This window comes from Micromonospora sp. NPDC007230 (assembly GCF_042869115.1).
Taxonomy (GTDB): domain Bacteria; phylum Actinomycetota; class Actinomycetes; order Mycobacteriales; family Micromonosporaceae; genus Micromonospora.
On the sequence record NZ_JBIAFE010000015.1, the window covers coordinates 64,998 to 87,687 of the forward strand.

Genomic DNA, 22,690 nt, shown 5'->3' on the forward strand with positions numbered 1-22,690 from the left:
ATCACGGGGTCCGTTACATACGGCCGGTTCGACCTGCTCTCGCGGAGCTGCCCGGTCCTTTGTCGAGACTCGGCGGTAAACACGGCGGGAAGCCCGGCCGTTCAGGGCCGGGAGAAGCGCCGCCACGGACCGGGGCGCCTCTGGTTTTCGATGTACTCGCGGACCACGGCCAGCGGTGCGCCAACGCACGGTCCGGCGAAGTACGACGGCGACCGGAGGTGTGCGCCCCACAGGTGGTGGGACAGGTGTTCGGCGAACTCTTGCCGCAGGTATCGAGCCGACACGCCCTTGAGCGAGTTGACCAGCTTCGACAGGGGCGAAACTCGGCGGGTAGTTCACCAGAAGGCGGACGTGGTCGTCCTCGCCGTCGAACTCGCGAAGCTCAGCGCCGAAGTCGGTGCACACATCGGCCATGACCTGCTGGCAGCGGGTGAGGATCGGGTCAGTGAGTGCTCCCCGCCGATACTTGGTGGTGAAGACCACGTGCGCGTGGAGGTGGTGAACGACCCTTCTGTCGCGCCTCACATTGCGGTCCGGCATCCATCGCGGTGACATAGACCAAATGACAGAATGCCCAGGTGAAGTTGGTCGCGCAGGTGAAGTTGCTGCCAACGCCAGAGCAGGCGGCGGCGCTGGATGCCACGCTGCGCGCCTGCAACGCGGCAGCGTCGGACGTGGCGCGAATGGCCCGTGACCTCGGCTGCTACCGCAACTACGACTTGCGGCGGCATGCCTACCACGGCATCAAGGCCGACTACCGGCTCGGCGCGCAGGCCGCGCAGCACGTCATCAAGAAGGTCGCCGACGCCTACACCACGCTGAAGGCAAACATCAAGGCCGGCAACCTCGGCAAGCTCGGCAGTAGGCGTCGGCGCGCTGCCGAAACCAAACCGGTCAGCTTCCGGTGGGACGCGGCGCAGCCGTACGACGCACGGATGCTGTCGTGGCAGACCGACGCCCGTACCGTGTCGATCTGGACCATCGACGGGCGACTCAAAGGAGTTGCCTACACCGGCTTGGTCGACCAACTCAAGGCCGTCGCCGAGCGGCCGATCGGCGAGTCCGACCTGGTGCACCGGGATGGCATGTGGTTCCTGTACGCCACCGTCGAGGTTCCCGAGCCTGACGTCTACGACCCGGATGGGTTCCTCGGCGTGGACATGGGCATCGCTAACATCGCCTACGACTCCGACGGCCGCCGGTACGCCGGTGGCCCACTCAACGGCTACCGACGCCGGCAGCAGCGGTTGCGGCGACGCCTGCAAACCAAGAACACCAAGTCCGCGCGGCGACTGCTGGCCCGCCGCCGGAAGAAGGAATCGCGGCACGCCGCGAACATCAACCACACCATCGCCAAGCGCATCGTGACCGAGGCTGCACGCACCAGCCGCGGAATCGCCGTCGAGAAGCTGACCGGCATCCGCGACCGGGTCCGGCTGAGGAAGCCCCAACGGGTCACGCTGTCGTCGTGGTCGTTCCACCAACTCGGTGATGTCCTGACCTACAAGGCACGTCGGGCTGGTGTACCGCTGGTCCAGGTCGATCCTCGGTACACCTCCCAGACCTGTCATGGCTGTGGTCATCGGGACAAGCGGAATCGGCCGGACCAGGAAACGTTCCACTGTCGGTCGTGCGGGGTCGTTGCCCACGCCGACCACAATGCGGCCCTGAACATTGCCCAGCGCGGTGTGCAGGACTGGGGCGCAGTCAATCGCCCGCACGCGGCCCTGCCTCACAGCCGGTGAGGACGGTGACCCGCAAGCCCGTCCGTTTACGGCGGGTAGTTGACCAGTCGAAGTACATGCCGCGGTCGAAGGAGCTGACGTCACGACCGCCCATCAACGGTGTCGGGCCCCGTACGCCCTCTACGTCTGCCTTGTAGGGCGGGTGCCGGCCCGGGAACGCCCCCGCTCGCCCTGGTGGCCGCGAACCGACATCGTTTCGTATGCTGCCGCTTCCACGCCGCCTACATCGCACCCACCCTCGCCGCCATCGCCCCACGGCTGGGCCTACAGGCCGGCGTGGGCCTCGTACGACCACCTGTTCCCGACACCGACGAGGCCACCAGGGCCGCGGTTGACGCGGTCCTGGTGGCCTGTGCGGACTCCCTGCGGACTAAGGAGGTGTTTGCCTAGCGTTGTTGCAGGTCAGCGGCTTGATTCGCCACTAGCAGTCGAAGTACATGGCGAACTCGTGCGGGGTCGGGCGCAGCCGCACCGGGTCGACCTCGTTGGCCCGCTTCCACGACACCCAGGTGGAGATCAGGTCCGGCGTGAAGACGCCGCCGTCGAGCAGGTAGTCGTGGTCGGCCTCGAGCGCGTCGAGCACCTCCGGCAGCGAGCCGGGCACCTGCTTGACGTCGCCCCACTCCTCCGGCGGCAGGTCGTACAGGTCCTTGTCGATCGGCGCCGGGGGCTCGATCTTGTTCTTGACGCCGTCCAGGCCGGCCATCATCATCGCCGAGAAGGCGAGGTACGGGTTGCTGGACGGGTCCGGCACCCGGAACTCGACCCGCTTGGCCTTCGGGTTGCTGCCGGTGACCGGGATACGGGTGCAGGCGGAGCGGTTGCGCTGCGAGTAGACCAGGTTGACCGGCGCCTCGAAGCCCGGCACCAGCCGGCGGTACGAGTTGACCGTGGGGTTGGTGAAGGCCAGCAGCGACGGCGCGTGGTGCAGCAGGCCGCCGATGTACCAGCGGGCGGTGTCGGACAGGCCCGCGTAGCCGGTCTCGTCGTAGAACAGCGGCTCGCCGTTCAGCCACAGGCTCTGGTGGGTGTGCATGCCGGAGCCGTTGTCGCCGAAGAGCGGCTTCGGCATGAACGTGGCGGTCTTGCCGTTCGCCCAGACCTCGTTCTTCACGATGTACTTGAAGAGCTGGAGCTGGTCGGCCGCGTGCAGCAGGGTGGAGAACTTGTAGTTGATCTCCGACTGGCCGGCGGTGCCCACCTCGTGGTGCGACCGCTCGACCGTGAAGCCGTTGTCGACCAGGCGGCGGACGATCTTGTCGCGCAGGTCGGCGAAGTGGTCGACCGGCGGCACCGGGAAGTAGCCGCCCTTGTAGGCGGTCTTGTAGCCGCGGTTGCCACCCTCCTCCTCGCGGCCCGTGTTCCAGGCGCCCTCGATGGAGTCGATGTAGTAGAACGACCGGTGCGCGGAGGTCTCGTGGCGGATCGAGTCGAAGATGTAGAACTCCGCCTCGGCGCCGAAGTACGCGGTGTCGGCGATCCCGCTGGCCGCCAGGTACGCCTCGGCCTTCTTCGCCACGTTCCGCGGGTCCCGGGAGTACGCCTCCCGGGTGAACGGGTCGTGGATGAAGAAGTTCAGCGCGAGGGTCTTCTGCGCGCGGAACGGGTCGATGAAGGCGGTCGCGACGTCCGGGAGCAGGAGCATGTCCGACTCGTGGATCGCCTGGAAGCCACGGATCGACGAACCGTCGAACGCGAGGCCGTCGGTGAAGAGCGCGTCGTCGACGGACTCGACCGGCAGGTTGAAGTGCTGCATCACGCCGGGCAGGTCACAGAAACGTACGTCGACGAACTTCACGTCCTCGTTCTTGAGGTATCGCAGGAGTTCCTCGGGATTGGCGAACACACGTCCTCCTGGCAGGTCCACTCCGGTGGCTGGCTCCTGGCGACGGTATGGCCGTGGAGTTGCCCGGCCGTGTCTCCCCTGTTTCCGCCGTGTTACGTCCCTCGCGGAGCGTCATCTCGGCCGCTCAGCTGCCGGTCAGTCTCCGTCCGGACGATACTCGCGGTGATGGTGTGGCACCAATTGGCAGCTTTGGTCCGATTCCCCGCTCCGCGCCGAACCGGCGTACCCGGGCAGTGACCGACACCCCTGGTCACCGCGCCCATCCCGGGCCCGGCGGGGCGCCTGGCTACCCTTGACCGCTGTGACCGATACCGCCGCCGTGCCGGTGCCGCCCGCCGCGGACCCGACCTTCACGCCCCCGAGCCTCGGCCGCCGCTTCGGCGCGCTGGTCATCGACTGGGTGCTCTGCCTGCTGATCTCCAACCTCTTCGCCGACCCGGTCCGGGACGGCTGGGCCCCGGTCCTGGTGCTGGTCCTGGAATACGCCCTCTTCCTCGGCCTCTTCGCCCAGACCCCCGGCATGTACGTCACGAGGATCCGCTGCCTGTCCTGGGCCGACGGCGGACGGATCGGGCTGGTCCGGGCCCTGCTCCGCGGCGTGCTGCTCGCCCTCGTGGTGCCCGCCGTGATCATGGACGAGCACCGCCGCGGGCTGCACGACCGCCTCACCGGCTCGGTGATCGTCGCCACCCCCCGCTGACCCGGGCGCCCCGACGACGAAGGAGCCGGCCCCGTGCGGGTCCGGCTCCTTCACACGTACGGCGGGGGTCAGCGACCCCGGGTCTGGCGGAACGCGCCGCGCGGCGGCCGCATGTTCTTGGGGATCGCGCCCTTGGGCATCTGCGGGCGGGCGGTGAGCGCCTTGAGCCGCTTGTCGAGGGCGTTGACGTCCTTGGGGGAGAGGGAGCGGGGCAGCCGCATCAGGGTGGTGCGCAGCTTGCGGATCGGCAGCTCATCCTCGCCCTGGCCGATCACGTAGTCGTGCAGGGGGGCGGTGCCGATCACCTTGGCCAGCCGGCGCTTCTCCTGGCCCAGCAGGCCGCGGACGCGCTGCGGGTTGCCCTCGGCCAGCAGGATCACGCCGGGGCGGCCGAGCACCAGGTGGACCATGTCCATCTGGGTGGTGGAGCTGACGGCCGGGGTGACCCGCCAGTCGCCCCGCATGCTCTCCATGATCTGCGCCGCCGCGCCGGGCTGCCCCTCGGCGGCGCTCATCATCGCCGTGTTGGACCGCAGGTTGAGCACGATCAGCACGGCGAGCAGGGCGAGCAGGATGCCGATCGGCAGCCAGAGCCAGCCATAGAGAATGACCGCGACCACGGTGAGCGCGAGCGGGATCAGCACCGCCGCGGCGACCAGCGGCGCGAACCACCGGTCCTGCTTGGCGGTGAACCGGAACACCATCCCGATCTGCTTCAGCCGCTGGCCGAACGAGACCTTCTCCTGGGGCTTTGCCATGCCTGAGAGTCTAGTGGGCGCCCCACCACCCGTTGATTCCCGGCCGGCCCTCCGCGGCTGAGTACCTTACGCCGCCGTCCGCCCCCTGAGCCGTCCCGGTAAGGAGGGGGCGGCGCCGAAGATCAGGCAGGGGACTCATGTCCCGGGGGCACCTTCGCGCGGAAAGTCAGTGTCGACCGCGAGACGACACCGCACGACAGGGGAAACCGAGATGTTCGGCAACGACGCAGAGTTCCTGCTCACCATCCACCGCAGCCACGCCGCCGAGCTCCAGGCCGACGCGGCCCGTGACCGGCTCGCCCGGTCGCTGCCCCGCCGCCACCCGCGCAGCTGGTTCAGCCGCCGGCACCAGGCCGCCCGTACCGTCGACGGCCGCCGGTGACCACCCTCGCCGCGCCGGCCGGCGCGGCGACCGCCCCGGCCGGCCGGGACGCGACCGCGATGCCCGGTCCGGCGGCGTCCTCGGCCGGCCCGGTGCCGACCGCACCCGGGCCGGCCGCCACCCGGGACGGGGGACCGCCGGCCGGCACCGGTCCGGCCGCCACGGGGGCGGCCGGACCGGCGGTCGGCGGCCGGGCAGTCCGACCGGTCGGCCGGGACGGCACCGGCGCCCGCCGTGGCATGCTCGATGCCGTGACCGCACGCGCCACCAGCACCGTCCTCGTCGGCCGCCAGCCGGAGCTGACCGGGCTGCGCGACGCGTTCGGCCGGGCCCGGGCCGGGGAGCCCGCCACCGTCCTGGTCGGCGGCGAGGCGGGCGTCGGCAAGACCCGGCTGCTGGAGGAGTTCGGCACCCAGGCCGGCGCCGCCGGGGCGCGGGTGCTGGTCGGCCAGTGCCTGGAGCTGGGCGAGGCCGGCCTGCCCTTCGCGCCGTTCGCCGCCGCGCTGCGCGAGGTGCTGCGCCGCGACGGCCCGGCCGCCTTCGCCGGGTACGAGGCGGAGTTCGCCCGGCTGCTGCCCGAGTTGGCCCGGGTGCCGGCCGGCGTCGCCGCGCCCACCGGCCTGCCCGTCTCGGACACCCCGCGCGGCTACCTGTTCGACCTGGTCGCCGACCTGTTCCGGCGGATCGCCGAGGAACGGCCGCTGGTGCTGGTCATCGAGGACCTGCACTGGGCCGACCGGTCCACCCGTGACCTGATCGGCTTCCTGGTGCGGGCCGCCCGGGCCGCCCGCCTGCTGCTGGTCTGCACCTTCCGCACCGACGAGCTGCACCGCGGCCACCCGCTGCGGCCGTTCCTCGCCGAGCTGGATCGGGCGCGCGGGGTGGACCGGGTCGAGCTGAGCCGGCTCGACCGGGAGGGCACCGCCGCCATCCTCACCGACCTGCTCGGCACCGAGCCGCCCCTGCGGGCCGTCGACGACGTGCACCGCCGCACCCAGGGCAACCCGTTCTTCATCGAGGAGCTGGCCGCCGCCGGCGACCCCGTCGGCTGCGCGGTGCTGCCGGAGACCCTGCGCGACCTGCTGCTGGCCCGGGTGGACCGGCTGCCCGAGCCGGCCCAGCGGGTGCTGCGGATCGCCGCCGCCGGTGGCACCCGCTTCGCCCACGAGCTGCTCGCCGAGGTCGCCGGCCTGCCCGAGCCCGAGCTGGAGGACGCGCTGCGCGCCGCCGTGGCCGCCCAGCTCGTGGTGGCCGACCCGGACGGCGACTACGAGTTCCGGCACGCCCTGGTCCGGGAGGCCGTGCACGACGAACTGCTCCCCGGCGAGCACGCCCGGCTGCACGCCCGGTACGCCGCCGCGATCGAGGCGCAGCCGCACCTGGTGGCCGCCGGTCGCGCCCCGGCCGAGATCGCCCACCACTGGTACGCGGCGCACGACCACCCGCGCGCCCTGGTCACCGCCCGCGTCGCCGCCTGCGCCGCCGCCGACCGGTACGCGTACGCCGAGCAGAGCCGGCTGCTGGAACGGGTCCTCGAACTGTGGGAGCTGGTGCCCGACGCCGCCGAGCGGCTCGGCATGGATCACCTGCGGGTGCTGGAGGAGACCCTGGGCGCGGCCACCACGGCCGGCGACCTCAGCCGGGCCCTCACCCTCACCCGGGCCGCGCTGGCCGAGGTGGACGCCGACGCCGAGCCGCTGCGCGCGGCCCGCCTGCTCGACCAGCGTGGCCGGCTGCTGGCGCTGCTCGGCAAGAGCGACGGTGCGGCCGAGCTGGGTGCGGCGTACCGGCTGGCGGCCGGGGTGCCGGACGGGCCGGAGCGGGTGGGCGTGCTCGCCGACATCGCGGCGCACCTGGTGAAGATCGATCCCGAGCAGGCCGCGTCGGTGGCCGCCGAGGCGATGGCCGCGGCCGAGGCGATCGGCGAGGACGTGGCGCTGCTGCCCACCCGGATCGCCATGCTCTGCCGGACCGACAAGGCTCCCGACCTCGGGCTGGCCGAGCTGCGCCGGGCGGAGGCCCGGGCCAGGGCGACCGACAACGCGCCGGCGCTGGTCAGCGCCCTGGTCTACCTCTCCGACGTGCTCTACGAGCTGGGCAGCTACGAGGAATCGGCCGAGGCGGCCGTGGCCGGGGTGGCCGAAGCGCGCCGGGTCGGGATCAGCCGCTCCATCGGGGCCTACCTGCTCTCGAACCGGGCCGAGGCGCTGATCGCCCTCGGGCGCTGGGACGAGGCCGACGCGGCCTGCGCCGAGGCGGCCCGGATCGACCCGCCGGGCGTCTCCGGGCTGCACTGGCTGCAGCTCCGCGCCGGGCTGCGGCTGGCCCGGGCGCACCCCGCGGCCGACGAGCTGGTCGGGCGGGCGTTGGCCTTCCTGGCCCGGCCGTACCTCTGGCCGAACCACCGGCTGCCGCTGCGCGAGCTGCGGATCGAGGCCGCCCTCGCGGCCGACGACAAGACGGCGGCGCTCGAGGCGAGCCGGGCCGCCCTGGCCGACGAGCGCCTGCTCGACCTGCCCCGCGAGGGGTGGCCGGTGCTCAGCGCCGCGGCGCGGACCGCCGCGCTGGCCGGTGACGCCGAACTGGCCGGTGAGGTGTCCACCGCGGCCGCCGCCCTGCCCGTCCGCTACCCGGCGGAACGGGCACACGCCGCCCAGGTCACCGCGATCCTGGCTGGTGCCGGCGCTCCTGCCGGCGGGGGCGGTGTGGCGCTGGCGGCCTGGCGGGCGGCGGTGGCGCAGTGGCGGGCGGTCGGGCAGCCGTACCCGCTGGGCCGGGCGTTGCTCGGGCTGGCCGAGGCGGCCGCCGCCGCCGGCGAACGGGACAGCGTCGCCGCCGCGGTACGCGAGGCCGGCGACATCGCCGCCCGGCTCGGTGCCACGCCGCTGGGCGAGCAGGCCGCCGTCCTGGCCCGGCGGGTCGGGCTGCGCGGCGGTGGCCGTCCCGGGCCGGACCTGCTCACCAGCCGCGAGCAGGAGGTGCTGCGGCTGGTCGCCGAGGGGCACAGCAACAGCCGGATCGCCGAGCGGCTCTTCATCTCGCCGAAGACGGCCAGCGTCCATGTGTCCCGGATCATCGCCAAGCTGGACGTGAGCAATCGGGTGGAGGCGGCCGCGTTGGCCCACCGCCTCGGCCTGCTGACCGTGAGCGCGCCCGAGCCGCGCCCGCCCAGCGCCTCCTCCTGAGCCCACCCGAGAACGGGCCCGCAGATTCGCGGGGCGTCCGGCGTGGGCCGAGTTCGCTATCGTGCCTTCGTCCCGGCCTCCGGTCGGCTAGCACGGGGGAACACACCATGACACACCGTAGGGCCCTGTTCACGGCGGGTCTGGCCGGCATCCTGCTCCTCGCGGCTGGATGCACCGCGTCGCCGGAGCCCACCCCGGCCGGGGTGACGGCCCAGGCCAGCGCTGCCGCTCCAGCCCCGACGCCCGACAGCCGGGCGGAGTTGGTGGCGGCGTTGCAGCGATCGCAGGGCGTCTCCCACCGGTACGCCGTGCGCGGCGACCTGCCCGAGAAGCAGAAGATCACGGGCACCGGTGCCTTCGACCCGAAGGCCCGGCGGTTCCAGTCGACGATCGCGGTGACCGGCGGAAAGTACCCCTCGGCGGGCAGCCGGATCGTGATCGGCACCGACAGCTACGTACGGCCGTCCGACGACAAGAACTGGGTGCACGTCGACCTGAAGCGGGTGCGGCGGGATGATTCCTTCCTGCGCTTCGACTGGGTCGACCCGACCGGCTTGAAGGCGTTCACCTCGTCGATCACCTCGGCGTACCGGGCGGGCCCGAACACCTACACCGGCCGCTTCGATCCGCGAGAGGGCGATGCCAGGTCCTTCCTTCCGGTGGGCGCACCGAGCATCGTCTCGCTCGGCATGCCGCTGTCGCCGTTCACGATCACGACGGACGACCGGGGTTGGGTCACCTCGATCAAGGTGGAACTCGCTCCCAGTGAGGGCCCGAAGCTGACCCTGACCACCACGATGAGTGGGCACGGGAAACCGCTGAAGATCAAGGCGCCGGCAAAGGCCGGGGAGGCCGCCGACTTCTACTACGACAAGTGACGCCCCGCGCCTGCTCGCAGGGCACGCAGCGTTGCCACGGAAGGTGCTGAGGAACGTCACGGGCGGGGTAGGTAAACCCGCCAGCCGGCGACGGTGACCACGTCGAGCGCGCCCGGGTCGGGGCCGAGCCGCTGGTCGAGCCGGGCGGCCAGCGGCGAGCCGACCGGCGCGACCCAGGCCGCGCCCGGGTCCGCCGCCACCGCCCGGCGGTACGCGGGCAGCCGGTCGAAGCCCGGGCGCAGTTCGTCGTCGACCACCGCGCAGACCACGTCCTCGCCAGTGGCGAAGGTGAGCCGGTTGCAGGTCCAGTAGCCGCCACGCACGTGCCGTACGCCAAGCTCGCCGAGGGTGTCGACGAGCGCGCGGTGCCGGTCGGCCTCGGTGTGGGTGGCCGGCGCGGTGCGGATCGCGGCGACGGTCGCCACCGCGGCCGTGCCGAGGACTGCGGCCAGCACGGCGAGCGCCGCGACGCGGGGGACGCCGGAGCGTCGACGGGCTGCGCGCCACAGTGGCCAGAGCAGGGCGGGCGTGGCGACCGCCAGGCACGAGAGGTAGCGGGCACTCTCCACCGGGGTCTGCCCGGCCGCGCTGCTCACCGTGTACGCCGCCAGCACGGCTGCCGCTCCGCCGAGCAGCGCCAGCCGCACCGCCGCCGAGACCCGCCGCCCCGCCACGGCGCCGGCATCATCGGCAGATCTTGGCGACTTGCCGTTCCCCGCGAACGACAACTGTCCAAGATCGGCGGGCACCACCGGCGTGCAGGGGGCGCGCCAGGCGGTCAGTGCCGCGAGCAGCAGCAGGACCGCGAACGCGACCGCCCACCAGAGCTGCCAGCCGGCGCAGTGGCTCGGCGAGCAGAAACCCATGCCGAGTGGTGGCCCGAGCACCAGGCCGCCGTACAGCCGCTCGCCCCAGGCCGCCGCCGCGTCCCCGCCGCCGGCGGCCAGGACCGCGGCGAGTGGGTTGCGGCCGTGCCGGAGGCTGTCCAGCCACATCGGCGCGGCGCCGAGCAGCAGCGTGCCGGCCACCACCAGCCCCGCCCGGCCGGCCAGTTCCCGCCGTTGCCAGGCCACCAGCACTGCGCCGGTCCCGAGGACGTACGGCAGGATCAGCGGGTCAACCCAGAGCATCAGTCCGGAGATCAGGCCCCAGGCCGCCCAGCGGGGTGTCCGGGCCACCGGCCCGCCGGCACACAGTCCCACGGTGAGCAGCGCGAGGGCCACCCCGGCCGGGTTCAGCTCGGGGTAGCCACCTCCGGCAATGAGCTGGTTCTTGACGACGCGGTCCGAGCCGAGCGCGAGGAAGCCGACGACCAGCAGGGCGAACCAGGCATCTCCGCCGAGCCGGCGGGTGAGCCGCCAGGACAGGGCGAGGAAGAGTGCGTAGAGCGCGAGGGTGGGCAGCCGCAGCGCGAGCACCGACGGTCCGGCGAGGGCGACCAGCGGCGCGGCCAGGTACGCCTCCAGCGTCCCCATGTACGCCTGCCCGTAGAACCAGACCGGGAAGTCCTGCCCGCGGGCGATGTGCAGGGCGGCCAGGCCCATCGTCGCCTCGTCGCTGTTGGTGGGCGGGGCGTCGGCGAGCAGCAGCGCCAGCCGGTATCCGACCCCGGCCAGCCCGACGAGCAGCGCGAGCAGCACCGGCAACCGGAGCCGCAGGGGCGGGCGTGGGCGGGCGCCCTCGCGTGGCTCCTGGCGTACCCCGGCGGTCATGCCTGCGATCATGGCATCCGGGCGGTGGCCGGCGGCGGGTGACGCGGCCGGCGCCCCCGCTCGGACGCAGCCGGCGGGTGGCCCGGTCTGCGCCGGCGGTCGGGCCTCAGCCGGCGACGGGGACGCCCTCGCGGGCGGCGAGCGCCTGCTGGTAGAGGCGCCCGGCCCGGTACGACGAGCGGACCAGCGGGCCGCTCATCACGCCGGCGAAGCCGATCTCCTCGGCCTCCTCGCGCAGCTCGACGAACTCCTCCGGCTTGACCCAGCGGGTGACCGGGTGGTGCCGGGGGGAGGGGCGCAGGTATTGCGTGATGGTGATCAGCTCGCAGCCGGCCTCGTGCAGGTCGCGCAGCGCCTGGGACACCTCGGCCCGCTCCTCGCCCATGCCGAGGATCAGGTTGCTCTTGGTGACCAGGCCGGCGGCCCGGGCCTGGCGGATCACGTCGAGGGAGCGCTCGTAGCGGAACGCCGGCCGGATCCGCTTGAAGATCCGCGGCACGGTCTCCACGTTGTGCGCCAGCACCTCGGGCCGCGACCCGAAGACCTCGGCGAGCTGCTCCGGGACCGCGTTGAAGTCGGGGATCAGCAGCTCGACGCCGCACCCGGACTGGAGGGCGTGGATCTGCCGGACCGTCTCGGCGTAGAGCCAGGCGCCGCCGTCGGGCAGGTCGTCGCGGGCGACGCCGGTGATGGTCGCGTAGCGCAGGCCCATCGCGGCCACCGACTCGGCGACCCGGCGCGGCTCGTCGGCGTCGAACTCGGCCGGCTTGCCGGTGTCGATCTGGCAGAAGTCGCAGCGCCGGGTGCACTGGTCGCCACCGATGAGGAAGGTGGCTTCCCGGTCCTCCCAGCACTCGTAGATGTTGGGGCAGCCGGCCTCCTGGCAGACGGTGTGCAGCCCCTCGCGCGAGACCAGCCCGCGCAGCTGGGTGTACTCCGGCCCCATCTTGGCCTTGACCTTGATCCACGGCGGCTTGCGCTCGATCGGCGTCTCGGCGTTGCGCGCCTCGATCCGCAGCAGCCGCCGCCCCTCGGGTGCCGCGGTCGCGGTGCGGCCGGCCTGCGGGGTCGTCGGCGTGGAGTGCTCGATCGTCACGAATCCGAGCCTACGCCGGACGGTGGCCGTCGATGAACGTCGGGCGACCGGCGTCACGCCGCAGATGTTGTGACACCGGACACCGACGGTGAAAAAAGGTCGTCACAGCGGCCGGTACGGGGTGCTAACGTGCCGGCAAAGCTGCGACGGAGCCGAGTAGCGCGCCGACCCGCCAGCGCAGAGAGCCGCCGGTTGCTGGAAGGCGGTCTGGCGCCGGCGCGTGAAGACCCTCCCGAGCTGCGGGAAGAACGGCGCTTGTGCCCGGCAGGGCACCTCTCCACGCCTCCGGTGGAGCGGGTGACCCCGCTCACCGCGCCCAGTAGAGCCCGCCGGCTGGCCCCCGTCACGGGCGACGAACGAGGCTCCCGCTCCGGCGGGGGCGAAGGTGTGGTGGCACCGCGAGGATCCCGCTCGCCCACACCTCCCGGGGATCGCGTTGCGATTGATCGAGGAGGTAGCCGTGCAACGCATCCTTTCCACCCAACTGTCCGCCCACGTCGGCGAGTCCGTCCGGATCGCCGGCTGGGTGCACCGCCGCCGGCTGCTCAAGTCGGTGGCCTTCCTGATCGTCCGCGACGCCGCCGGCCTGGCCCAGGTGGTGGTCGCCGACCCGGCCGTGCGCGCGGCCGTCGAGAAGCTCACCGAGGAGACCGTCGTCGAGGTCGTCGGCACGGTGGTCGCGAACGACACGGCGCCCGCCGGGGTCGAGCTCACCGCGCCGACGCTACGGCCGCTCGGGCCGCCCGCCGTCCCGCCGCCGTTCGACCTGTACCGGCCGGCGCTCACCGCCACCCTGCCCACCCAGCTGGACCACGCGCCGACCGCGCTGCGCCACCCGACCCGCTCGGCGGCGCTGCGGATCTCGGCGGCGGCGGTGGCCGGCTTCCGGGCCGCCCTGGACGCCCGCGACTTCGTGGAGATCCACACCCCGAAGGTGGTGGCGTCGTCCACCGAGAGCGGGGCGAACGTGTTCGCGCTGGACTGGTTCGGCCGGCCCGCCTACCTGGCCCAGTCGCCGCAGTTCTACAAGCAGCTCATGGTCGGCGTCTTCGAGCGGGTGTACGAGGTGGGGCCGGTGTTCCGGGCCGAGCCGCACGACACCGTGCGGCACCTGGCCCAGTACACCTCGCTCGACGTCGAGCTGGGCTTCGTCGCCGACCACCGGGACGTGATGGCCGTGCTGCGCGACACCCTCGCCGGCATGCTGGGGGCGGTCGCCGACCGGGCCGGCGCCGCGCTGGCCACACTCGGGGTGGCGGCGCCCGAGGTGCCGGCCGAGATCCCCGCGGTGCACTTCACCGAGGCGCTGAAGATCGCCGGGGCGCCGGCCGACGAGCCGGACCTCGCCCCCGCCCACGAGCGGGCGCTGGGGGAGTGGGCCCTACGCGTGCACGGTTCGGACTTCCTCTTCGTCACCGGATACTCGATGGCGAAGCGGCCCTTCTACACCCATCCGGACCCGGCCCGGCCGGCCTACTCCAACGGCTTCGACCTGCTGTTCCGGGGGTTGGAGCTGGTCACCGGTGGGCAGCGGCTGCACCGGTACGAGGACTACCTGGCCGCCCTCGCCGCGCGCGGCGAGCCGGTCGAGCCGTACGCGGGCTACGTGGACGCGTTCCGGCACGGCATGCCGCCGCACGGCGGCTTCGCGATCGGCCTGGAACGCTTCGTGGCCCGGCTCACCGGCGCGGCCAACGTCCGGGAGGTGACCGCCTTCCCCCGCGACCTGCACCGGCTCACCCCGTAAGGACAGGAGGAGTCCCCGGTTGACCGCCCGTCAACCGGGGACTTCTCCTTTCCGGCCGCTCCGGCCCCGAGCCCAGCGGCGCGGTATGAAGGACGGACGGGCGAAGGAGCGGGATGGGCGAGCAGGCGCGGGCGACGCTGCGGGGCCTGCTGCACGTCCGTCCGGCCCGGGGCGCACACCGGGTCGCGCTGCGTGCCGGGATCAGCGTGCTGCTCCCGCTGCTCGCGGTGCTCGCCCTGGACCGCCCCGCCTGGTCGGTGTACGCGGTCTTCGGGGCGTTCACCTCGCTCTACGGGCGGAACCACGTGCACCTGTCCCGGGCGGCCATGCAGGCGAGCGCGGGGGCCGTGCTCACCGGGTCGGTCGTCCTCGGGGTGCTCGTCGGGTCGCTGGCGTCGCGGGCGTGGGTCGCGGTGGCGGTCACCGCGGCCCTCGTGGCGCTGGGTGCGGTGCTCGCCGCCGCGCAGGACTGGCACCCGCCGGGGCCGCTGTTCCTCGTCTTCGCGTTCGGTGCGGTGGCCTCGGCCCCGCACCGGGTCGCGGACGTGCCGGTCGCCGCGGCCGTGACCGGGCTGAGCAGCCTGTTCGCGCTGCTGGTCGGCAACGTGGGCAGCCTGCTGCGGCGGCAGCGGAGCCGGCCGCCCCGGCTGGCGCACGGGTGGACCTGGGAGCCCTTGCGCTATGCCCTCGCCGTGGTGCTGGCCGGCGGCACGGCGACCGCCGTCGGGATCGGCCACCCGTACTGGGCGATGGTGGCGGCGGTCGCTCCGTTGAGCGTCCAGGGTGTCACCGCCCAACTGGTCCGTGCCGCGCACCGGATCCTCGGCACGCTGCTCGGGCTGCTGACCAGCGCGCTGCTGCTGGCGCCGCACCTGTCGCCGTACGCCACCGTGCTCGTGGTGGCGGGGCTGCAGATCGTCACCGAGCTGCTGGTGGGGCGCAACTACGGCCTGGCGCTGCTGTTCATCACCCCGATGGCGCTGCTGATGGGGCAGCTCGCGGCCGCCCGTCCGATCGGGCAGCTCCTCTTCGACCGGGGAGTGGAGACGGTCATCGGCGCCCTCATCGGCGGCCTGATCGTGCTCTGCGAACCGTGGGCTCGGGCGCGGATCAGCGCTGGCCGGGGGCCGCGGCGGTGACCCGGTCGCCCGCTGCTCCGCCGCCCACGGGGGGCGCGATCGGAAGGCGGCGCTTGTGGTCGGTGGCCCGGTAGCGGGCCATCAGCGCCTCGGCCACCTCCGGCGGGACCAGCCGGCCCTCCAGGAAGTCGTCGATCTGCTCGTACGTCAGGCCGAGGGCGTCCTCGTCCAGCTTGCCCGGGGCCAGGCTCTCCAGGTCGGCGGTGGGCGCCTTGCCGACCAGTTCGGCCGGGGCGCCGAGCGCTGCGGCGAGCGCGCGGACCCGCCGCTTGGTCAGCCCGGTCAGCGGCACCACGTCCGCCGCCCCGTCGCCGTGCTTGGTGAAGAAGCCGGTGACCGCCTCGGCCGCGTGGTCGGTGCCGACGACCAGGCCACCCATCGCCCCGGCGACCGCGTACTGGGCGATCATGCGCTGCCGGGCCTTGACGTTGCCGTGCACGAAGTCCTGCTGGGCGGCGTCGGTGCAGGCCAGCCCGGCCGCCACCAGCGCGTCCAGGGCGGCGTCGCTGGCCGGCTTGACGTCGACCGTGAGCACCCGGTCGGGCCGGATGAACGCCAGGGCCGCCTGGGCGTGGTGCTCGTCGGCCTGCACCCCGTACGGCAGGCGCATCGCCACGAAGAGCGCCGGGTGGCCGGCGGCGCGGGCCCGCTCGACGGCGAGCTGGCAGAGCCGGCCCGTGGTGGTCGAGTCCACCCCGCCGCTGATGCCGAGGACCAGCGTCGTCAGCCCCGTGTCGACCAGGCGGTCGGCGAGGAAGACGACCCGGCGCTCGATCTCCACGGCGGCGTCGAAGGTCGACGCCACCTGGAGTTCCTCGGCGATCTGCCGCTGCGTCGAGATCAGGTCGGTCATCGGGTCCTTTCCGGTTCAGGCGGGGCCGAGTTCAGGCGGGCCGAGTTCAGGCGGGGCCGAGGAGGTCCCAGGGGTTGCCCTCCAGGTCGCGGAAGACGGCGACCCGGCCGTACGGCTCGGTGCGCGGCGGCTTGACGAACTCGACGTTCGCCTCGCGCATCCGGCGGTAGGTGGCGTCGAAGTCGTCGACCTGGAGGAAGAAGCCGACCCGGCCGGCGGTCTGGTCGCCGACCACCGCCTCCTGCCGCTCGCCGTCGGCGCGGGCCAGCAGCAGCCCGGTCCCGCCGCCGGGCGGGCGGACCACCACCCAGCGCTTCGGACGGCCGTCGTTGGTCAGCGACGGCTTGTCCTCGGCCAGCTCGAAGCCGAGCACCTCGGTGAAGAACGTGATCGCCGGGTCGTAGTCGGCGACGACCAGGGTGACGAGATCGATCCGCACCGGACGAGAGTACGCGATCAGCCCGGCAGCTCGGCCCGGCGCCGGCGCAGGTGGTCGGCCTGCGGAACGCTCAGGCGCAGGGCCAGCGCCCTCAAGGTCGGGGCAGGGACGATCGGCGGGCTGCCCGCCGGGACACCACGCGGCGGATTGTTTCTCAGACCTGCACGAGGGTCGGCAGGTGGCGTTCGACCACCGGGAGCACGGCGGCGACGGTGACCGGGCGGCCCAGCTCGGCGGTGAGCGAGGTGGTCCCCGCGTCGCGGATGCCGCAGGGCACGATCCGGTCGTAGTACGTCAGGTCGCAGTCGCAGTTGATCGAGAAGCCGTGCAGGGTCACGCCCCGGGCCACCCGGATGCCGATCGCGGCCACCTTGCGGGCCGGGCCGCGGTCGTCCTCGGGCACCCAGACGCCGCTGCGCCCCTCGACCCGGCCGGCGGTCAGCCCGAACTCGGCGCAGACGTCGATCAGCAGCTGCTCGGTGCGCCGGACGTACGCCACCACGTCCACCGGGTCGGGCAGCTTGACGATCGGGTAGCCGACCAGCTGCCCCGGCCCGTGCCAGGTGATCTTGCCGCCGCGGTCCACGTCGATCACCGGGGTGCCGTCCATCGGCCGGTCCCACGGCTCGGTCCGCTTGCCGGCGGTGTAGACGCTGGGGTGCTCCAGCAGCAGCACCGTGTCGCCCTGCTCGCCGGCCACCACGGCCTCGTGCAGCCGGCGCTGCTCGTCCCAGGCGGCCTGGTAGTCGAGCACACCGGCACGGAGGGGGGTCAGCCCGGAAGTCGTCACGCTCACCCGTCCAGCCTAGTCCCGCCACCTGCCGGTGCGCCCCTGTGAGCCTCGTCGCGTCAGGCCGGCGGGACCCGCCAGACCCACACGTCGTCCACCCGCTGGGGCGGGCCGAGCAGGCCGGTGGCGGTGCGCAGCAGGGCCTCCTCGTTGATGTCGTACTTGGCGCCGTGCACCCGGTCGGCCAGGACCACCGTCTCGACGTGCCAGTAGCGCAGGTCCTCCCGGCTCTGCCGGATGCTGCCCTCGGTGATGATCGGCACGAGCCCGGTTCGCCCGGCCTGGTCCATCAGCGAGTCGAAGGTCCGCGGCACCGGCCCGATCCGGCCCCGGCCCTCCGGGCCGCCCGGGCCGAGGAAGAAGCCGGCCGGGATGCGGAACTCGCCCTGCCGGTGCGCCAGGGCGTACGCCTGCCAGCGCTGGCCGTCCGGGGTGACGTCGACGGTCAGCGGCAGTGGGGTGAGCACTCCGCCGGGCGAGACGTACTGCTGCCAGGTGCCGTTGGTGATGAACTGCGGGACGGGCTCCCGCACGCTGGTCAGCAGCGGGGTGGGCAGCAGCGGCACCAGCGCGACGGCGAAGCCGAGCGCCCAGGCCGCCGTGGTCACCCGGTGCCGGGGTGGCCGGGCGCGGAGCCGGTCCACCGTGTGCGCCAGCAGCAGCCCGATCACCGGCGCGACCACCAGCGCCAGCCGCGAGGGCAGCGCCGCGTTGATCACCGGCAGGTTGTCCAGCACCCCGAACGGGAGGAGTTGGCCGGTGCGCCGGCCGTTCCACTTGGCCGTCGGCCCCCAGGAGAGCACCGCGAAGACCACGGCGGTGACGCCGAGCGCGGTGAGGGTGGCCCGGAACGCCCGGTCGGCGCGCCACCAGAGCAGCCCGAAGCAGGCCGCCGCGAGCAGCAGCAGCGGGATGCCGAAGAAGGAGTTCTCCTCCGTCGGGTTCGGCGCCAGCGAGGTGCCCAGCCCGGCCCAGCCGGCCAGGGACCGGCGCGGGTACGACCCGTACGCCGCGATGTCCTCGGAGTGGATGAGCGGGTCGAAGCCGGTGCCGTGGAAGCGCTGCGGCCCGGCGAAGTGCAGCCACAGCGGATACGCGAGCAGCGCCCCGGCCACCAGCGCGGTCACCCCGAGCCCGGCCGCGAAGCGGGGCAGCGCGGCGCGGACCTCGGCCCGACGGGCCGGGTGCAGCGCCCACACCAGCAGGAACAGGGCGAGCGCCAGGGCGGTGAAGAAGAGCCCTTCGGCGGCGATCGAGAAGGCGACCGCCACGAGCAGGCCGAGCACGATCCCGCCGCGGACCGCCCGGCCGGGGCGGCGCAGCCGGAATACGCCCCAGATCAGCAGCGGCACCAGCCAGCCGGCGGTCCAGTTGAGGTGCGCGTTGGCGTGCGAGACCATCGCCGGGCAGTAGGCGATGAAGAGCGCGCCGACGGCGGCGGCCAGCCGGCTGCCCACCAGGTATCGGCTGAGCAGCCAGTACCAGGCCACCCCGGTGGCCGCGAGGTTGAGGGTGAGGATCACCAGGAACGTCGCGGGCGGCCCGATCAGGTAGGTCAGCGGCGCGAAGAGCACCGCGTACACGGTGATCGAGGTGTTGACCGCGAGGTTCACCCCGTCCGGATTGTTGATCAGGTGGGTGTAGAACGGGTTCTCCCCGTGGCTGACGGCGTGCCCGCCGAAGGCCAGCAGCCACTCGAAGAGCGCCTGGTCGCTGGAGTTGACGGTGATGGCCCGGGTGTCCGGGTTCCACCACAGGCCGCTGGTCACCCAGAAGGCCAGGGCCACCGCGGCGAGCACCACGACCAGGTCGGCCGGCCAGCTCCGGTTGGCGGGCTCGGGGGACCGGTCGGTGACCAGGGTCGGGGAGGTCGGCACGCAGCGGACGTTACCAACCGGAACTGGACACGCCGGTCAGACACGAAACCTCGTGGCCGCTTCCGTCGCCCGCGGCGACACACTTCGATCTCGGTGAATGTGTGAGCGGCGGCCATGTCGGGCCGCGCAACCCGGACGTAACGTCTCGGCAACTTCAGCGTGACTCAGTTCACAATTCGCCGTCCGGAGGTCGCCGTGCGTCGCTCCTCATCCATCCTCACCCGCCTCGCCGGGGCGGCGGCCGGGGTCGTGCTGGCCGCGGCCGCGGCGCTCACCGCCGCCCTCCCCGCCCAGGCCGCCTCGCTCACCCAGGTCACCGGCTTCGGCTCCAACCCGGGCAACCTCGCCATGTACGCGTACCGGCCGGACGGCCTGCCGGCCAACGCGCCGGCCGTGGTGCTGCTGCACGGCTGCACCCAGAACGCCGCCGGCTACTTCGCCAACTCCGGCTGGCAGAAGTACGCCGACCTGTGGAAGTTCGCGCTGATCGTGGCGCAGCAGCCGGCTGCCAACAACTCCAGTTCCTGCTTCAACTGGTTCGAGACCGGGGACAGCGCGCGCGGCCAGGGCGAGGCCCTGTCGATCAAGCAGATGGTCGACTACGCGAGGACCAACTACGGCACCGACGCCGCCCGGGTGTACGTGAGCGGCCTGTCCGCCGGCGGGGCGATGAGCGCGGTCATGCTCGCCACCTACCCGGACGTCTTCGCCGCCGGCTCGGTCATCGCCGGCCTGCCGTACCGCTGCGCCACCAGCAGCACCAGCGCGTACTCCTGCATGAACCCCGGCGTCGACAAGACCCCGGCCCAGTGGGGTGACCTGGTCCGCAACGCCTACCCCGGGTACGCCGGGAAGCGGCCGCGGGTGGCGATCTGGCACGGGACCGGCGACTACACCGTCGCCGTGGCGAACGCCGTCGAGTCCCGGGACCAGTGGACCAACGTGCTCGGGGTGTCGCAGACCCCCACCAGCACCGCCACGCTGCCCGCCGGCACCAGCCTCGAGGTGTACGGCAGCGACCAGGTCCGGCTCTACCGGGTCGCCGGGATGGGCCACGGCACCCCGGTCGACCCGGGCTCGGCCACCGACCAGTGCGGGACCGCCGCCGCGTACTTCCTGGACACCATCTGCTCGACGTACCGGGACGCGCTCTTCTTCGGCCTCGACGGTGGGGTGACGCCCAGCCCGACGCCGACCGCGTCGCCGTCGCCGACCCCGACGACGCCGCCGGCCTGCGTGACCGCCAGCAACTACGCCCACGTGAGCGCCGGCCGGGCCTACCAGTCCGGCGGCTACGCCTACGCCCTGGGCAGCAACCAGAAGATGGGTCTCTACAACACCTTCTACACGACCACCCTCAAGCAGACCGGCCCCAACTACTGGGTCATCGGCTGCTGACCGCCCGCCGCCGCCCTCGCCGGGTCACTCGGTGAGGGCGGCGTGCAGCGCGCTCGGCAGGTCACGGTGGGCCCAGGCGAAGCCGGCCTTGGTCAGCACGCCGGGCAGGACCCGCGCGCTGGTCAGGGCCTCGTGGGCGAAGCCGCCGAGGGCGATCTTCAGGGCCAGCGCGGGGACCGGCATGATCGCCGGCCGGTGCAGCTGGCGGGCCAGTTCCCGGGCGAACTCGGCGTTGGTGACCGGGTTCGGGCCGGCCACGTTGACCGGGCCGGCGAGGTCGTCGCGGGCCAGCAGGAAGGCCACCGCGTCCAGCCAGTCCCGCATCGAGATCCAGGGCAGCCACTGCCGGCCGCTGCCCAGCTTCCCGCCGACGCCCAGCCGGAACGGCAGCAGCTGCGGTTTGAGCATCCCGCCGGCGCGGTCCAGCGGCAGGCCGGTGCGCAGCCGCACCACCCGTACGCCGGCGTCCTCGGCCGGCCGGGTCGCGGCCTCCCAGACCCGGCAGACGTCGGCCAGGAAGCCCTCGCCGGCCGGGGAGTCCTCCTCCACGACCCGGTCGCCGGTGTTGCCGTACCAGCCGACCGCCGACGCGTTCAGCATCGCCGCGGGCCGGTCGGCGGCGGCCAGGCCAGCGATGGTGATCGCCAGCGTGGTGGTGGTGTCCACCCGGCTGGACCGGATCAGCCGCTTGTACTCGTCGTTCCAGCGGCGGTCACCCACCCCGGCGCCGGCCAGGTTGACCACCGCGTCGGCGTCGACGACCACCGCCGGGTCGAGCTGCGCGGCGGACGGATTCCACTGCCGCTCGTCCGGCTTGCGCGGCGGGTGGCGGACGAGACGGGTGAGCTGGTGCCCGTCCGCGGTAAGCCGGTCGACCAGTCGGGTGCCGAGGAAGCCGGACACTCCGGCCATGAGGATCCGCATGCTCATATCTTCGGGTACGGACCCGGCGCCGGATGCGTTGAGCGGCATGCGTCACTCGCCGGTCCGGGCCGGACGCGGGCGGTCGACGGCTGACCGGGGCGGGAGGCCGCCGCCAGTTCGCTGCCGAGCTGATGGCGGGCCCGGATCAGCGTGCCGCCCCGGCCGGGCGCAGGTCGGCCAGGAGTCGCTCCACCTCGGCGAACGCCTCGGCGGGCAGCGGACCGAGCGCCAGCGTCGCGAAGTTCTCCTCGGCCTGGGCCACCGTCCGGCAGCCCGGGATGGGCACCGTCCGCGGGCTGCGGGCCAGCAGCCAGCCCAGCGCGCCCTGGGCGAGCGTCCGACCGTCGGCGGTCAGCGCCTCCCGGATCTGCGTGACCCGGGCCGACCACTGCGGGGTCGGCCGCCCGTCGGTGAACCAGACCAGCCACTCCGGGGCCAACCCCCGCACGTCGTCCCGGCCGACCGCCCGGGTCGAGCCGGTGAGCAGGCCCATCGCGAGCGGGCCCCGGTCGAGGCTGGCCAGGTCGAGCGAATCGCAGACCGCCAGCATGTCGAGGTTGTCGTGGAGCACCGACTCGTCGTGCTGAATCGCGGTGCAGTGCGGTCCCGCCTCGGCGAACGCCCGCGCCGACGACGGATTGTCCGTGCTCCAGCCGTACGCCCGGATCTTGCCCTGGGTGACCAGGCCCTCCAGCGTGTCGATCAGATCGAGCGCGGCGGACGCCGGCAGGTCGTTGATGTGCAACTGGTAGAGGTCGACGTGGTCGGTGCCGAGCCGGCGCAGCGACTCGTCCAGGCTCGCCACCGCGTAGGCCGGGCTGGCGTCGGTGCCGGTCCAACGCCGGCTGGCCTCGTCGGAGCGGTTGCCGAACTTGGTGGCGATCACCGCGCCGTCGCGCCGCCCGGCGAGGGCGCGGCCGAGGACCCGCTCGCTGTGGCCGGCACCGTAGTTGCTGGCCGTGTCGAAGAGGGTGACGCCCAGGTCGAGCGCCCGGTGGATGGTGCGGACCGACTCGTCGTCGTCGACCTCGCCCCAGCCGAACGGCTGCCCGCCGTCGCCCCACAGTGGCCCGCCGATCGCCCAGCATCCCATGCCGACCGCGCTGACCGTGATGCCGCTGCGGCCGAGTGTCCGTGTCATCGTCATGCGGTCCAGTGTTCGACTTCGAGCGCTCTCCAAGTCAAGGCATGCGCCGCCCTCCCGTCGCCCCTCCTGACGAA

Annotated in this window: 18 protein-coding genes and 1 pseudogene; 8 read left to right on the plus strand and 11 right to left on the minus strand. The window is 73.3% G+C overall.

Going from position 1 to position 22,690, the window contains the following annotated elements; genetic code table 11:
* Positions 1–101 precede the first annotated feature (101 nt).
* A pseudogene (tnpA, locus tag ACFYML_RS21590) lies at positions 102–540 on the minus strand (IS200/IS605 family transposase).
* Between the two features lie 38 nt (positions 541–578).
* Between tnpA and ACFYML_RS21595 the strand changes: the two are divergent.
* Complete coding sequence (locus ACFYML_RS21595) at positions 579–1,745, plus strand: RNA-guided endonuclease InsQ/TnpB family protein (RefSeq protein ID WP_387422349.1); 1,167 nt, start codon at positions 579–581, stop codon at positions 1,743–1,745.
* A gap of 421 nt (positions 1,746–2,166) precedes the next feature.
* Here the strand turns inward: ACFYML_RS21595 and glnA are convergent, their stop codons facing one another.
* Complete coding sequence (glnA, locus tag ACFYML_RS21600; RefSeq protein WP_357434986.1) at positions 2,167–3,591, minus strand: type I glutamate--ammonia ligase; 1,425 nt, start codon at positions 3,589–3,591, stop codon at positions 2,167–2,169.
* 301 nt (positions 3,592–3,892) lie between these two features.
* Between glnA and ACFYML_RS21605 the strand changes: the two genes are divergently transcribed.
* Positions 3,893–4,291 carry an RDD family protein gene (locus ACFYML_RS21605; RefSeq protein WP_387422350.1) on the plus strand — a complete coding sequence of 133 codons (399 nt, stop codon included), beginning with the start codon at positions 3,893–3,895 and terminating at the stop codon, positions 4,289–4,291.
* 68 nt (positions 4,292–4,359) lie between these two features.
* Here the strand turns inward: ACFYML_RS21605 and ACFYML_RS21610 are convergent, their stop codons facing one another.
* Positions 4,360–5,049 (minus strand): DUF4191 domain-containing protein, encoded by a 690-nt coding sequence (locus ACFYML_RS21610; RefSeq protein WP_073833683.1) that lies wholly within the window; start codon positions 5,047–5,049, stop codon positions 4,360–4,362.
* A gap of 211 nt (positions 5,050–5,260) precedes the next feature.
* Between ACFYML_RS21610 and ACFYML_RS21615 the strand changes: the two genes are divergently transcribed.
* From ACFYML_RS21615 to ACFYML_RS21625, 3 genes are all read left to right on the plus strand, one after another.
* Positions 5,261–5,431 carry a hypothetical protein gene (locus tag ACFYML_RS21615; protein WP_387422351.1) on the plus strand — a complete coding sequence of 57 codons (171 nt, stop codon included), beginning with the start codon at positions 5,261–5,263 and terminating at the stop codon, positions 5,429–5,431.
* Complete coding sequence (locus ACFYML_RS21620; protein ID WP_387422352.1) at positions 5,428–8,616, plus strand: AAA family ATPase; 3,189 nt, start codon at positions 5,428–5,430, stop codon at positions 8,614–8,616. Before ACFYML_RS21615 ends, ACFYML_RS21620 begins: the two co-directional genes overlap by 4 nt.
* A 107-nt stretch (positions 8,617–8,723) precedes the next feature.
* Positions 8,724–9,494 (plus strand): hypothetical protein, encoded by a 771-nt coding sequence (locus ACFYML_RS21625; protein ID WP_387422353.1) that lies wholly within the window; start codon positions 8,724–8,726, stop codon positions 9,492–9,494.
* A 56-nt stretch (positions 9,495–9,550) separates the two neighbouring features.
* Here the strand turns inward: ACFYML_RS21625 and ACFYML_RS21630 are convergent, their stop codons facing one another.
* Positions 9,551–11,206, minus strand: a complete 1,656-nt coding sequence (locus ACFYML_RS21630; RefSeq protein ID WP_387422354.1) for a DUF423 domain-containing protein — start codon at positions 11,204–11,206, stop codon at positions 9,551–9,553.
* Positions 11,207–11,312: 106 nt separating this feature from the next.
* On the minus strand, positions 11,313–12,359 hold the full coding sequence (gene lipA, locus ACFYML_RS21635) for a lipoyl synthase (protein ID WP_387422355.1): 1,047 nt from the start codon (positions 12,357–12,359) through the stop codon (positions 11,313–11,315).
* A 403-nt stretch (positions 12,360–12,762) separates the two neighbouring features.
* On the opposite strand from lipA, the gene aspS reads away from it, so the two are divergent.
* A complete protein-coding gene (gene aspS, locus ACFYML_RS21640) occupies positions 12,763–14,049 on the plus strand; it encodes an aspartate--tRNA(Asn) ligase (RefSeq protein WP_387422356.1) in 1,287 nt (428 codons plus the stop codon).
* Positions 14,050–14,162: 113 nt separating this feature from the next.
* Complete coding sequence (locus ACFYML_RS21645) at positions 14,163–15,188, plus strand: FUSC family protein (RefSeq protein WP_387422357.1); 1,026 nt, start codon at positions 14,163–14,165, stop codon at positions 15,186–15,188.
* Here ACFYML_RS21645 and nadE read toward each other — a convergent pair.
* The 4 genes from nadE to ACFYML_RS21665 all read right to left on the minus strand — a co-directional run bounded on the left by nadE (position 15,160) and on the right by ACFYML_RS21665 (position 19,147).
* Positions 15,160–16,041 carry an ammonia-dependent NAD(+) synthetase gene (gene nadE / locus ACFYML_RS21650; RefSeq protein WP_387422358.1) on the minus strand — a complete coding sequence of 294 codons (882 nt, stop codon included), beginning with the start codon at positions 16,039–16,041 and terminating at the stop codon, positions 15,160–15,162. The two genes, ACFYML_RS21645 and nadE, sit on opposite strands and share 29 nt — an antisense overlap.
* Before the next feature lie 46 nt (positions 16,042–16,087).
* Positions 16,088–16,480, minus strand: a complete 393-nt coding sequence (locus ACFYML_RS21655) for a VOC family protein (RefSeq protein WP_357435000.1) — start codon at positions 16,478–16,480, stop codon at positions 16,088–16,090.
* Positions 16,481–16,634: 154 nt separating this feature from the next.
* The gene (gene lipB, locus ACFYML_RS21660) at positions 16,635–17,276 is read right to left on the minus strand and encodes a lipoyl(octanoyl) transferase LipB (protein WP_387422359.1); all 642 of its coding nucleotides are present in this window, start codon (positions 17,274–17,276) and stop codon (positions 16,635–16,637) included.
* Between the two features lie 53 nt (positions 17,277–17,329).
* On the minus strand, positions 17,330–19,147 hold the full coding sequence (locus tag ACFYML_RS21665) for a DUF2079 domain-containing protein (protein ID WP_387422360.1): 1,818 nt from the start codon (positions 19,145–19,147) through the stop codon (positions 17,330–17,332).
* Between the two features lie 195 nt (positions 19,148–19,342).
* On the opposite strand from ACFYML_RS21665, the gene ACFYML_RS21670 reads away from it, so the two are divergent.
* Positions 19,343–20,545, plus strand: coding sequence for a PHB depolymerase family esterase (locus ACFYML_RS21670; RefSeq protein ID WP_387422361.1), 1,203 nt, complete (start codon positions 19,343–19,345; stop codon positions 20,543–20,545).
* A gap of 24 nt (positions 20,546–20,569) precedes the next feature.
* On the opposite strand, the gene ACFYML_RS21675 is transcribed toward ACFYML_RS21670, so the two are convergent.
* Together ACFYML_RS21675 and ACFYML_RS21680 are read right to left on the minus strand one after the other, a co-directional pair.
* A complete protein-coding gene (locus tag ACFYML_RS21675; protein ID WP_387422362.1) occupies positions 20,570–21,469 on the minus strand; it encodes a TIGR01777 family oxidoreductase in 900 nt (299 codons plus the stop codon).
* Positions 21,470–21,614: 145 nt separating this feature from the next.
* Positions 21,615–22,616 carry an aldo/keto reductase gene (locus ACFYML_RS21680; RefSeq protein ID WP_387422363.1) on the minus strand — a complete coding sequence of 334 codons (1,002 nt, stop codon included), beginning with the start codon at positions 22,614–22,616 and terminating at the stop codon, positions 21,615–21,617.
* Positions 22,617–22,690: the final 74 nt, after the last annotated feature.

Bases quoted from the DNA above. Each gene is read 5' to 3' on its own strand.
- ACFYML_RS21645 (WP_387422357.1), top strand. From the start codon at position 14,163: ATGGGCGAGCAGGCGCGGGCGACGCTGCGGGGCCTGCTGCACGTCCGT.
- ACFYML_RS21610 (WP_073833683.1), bottom strand. From the start codon at position 5,049: ATGGCAAAGCCCCAGGAGAAGGTCTCGTTCGGCCAGCGGCTGAAGCAG.
- nadE (WP_387422358.1), bottom strand. From the start codon at position 16,041: ATGACCGACCTGATCTCGACGCAGCGGCAGATCGCCGAGGAACTCCAG.
- ACFYML_RS21630 (WP_387422354.1), bottom strand. From the start codon at position 11,206: ATGACCGCCGGGGTACGCCAGGAGCCACGCGAGGGCGCCCGCCCACGC.
- ACFYML_RS21625 (WP_387422353.1), top strand. From the start codon at position 8,724: ATGACACACCGTAGGGCCCTGTTCACGGCGGGTCTGGCCGGCATCCTG.
- ACFYML_RS21680 (WP_387422363.1), bottom strand. From the start codon at position 22,616: ATGACGATGACACGGACACTCGGCCGCAGCGGCATCACGGTCAGCGCG.
- ACFYML_RS21675 (WP_387422362.1), bottom strand. From the start codon at position 21,469: ATGCGGATCCTCATGGCCGGAGTGTCCGGCTTCCTCGGCACCCGACTG.
- ACFYML_RS21615 (WP_387422351.1), top strand. From the start codon at position 5,261: ATGTTCGGCAACGACGCAGAGTTCCTGCTCACCATCCACCGCAGCCAC.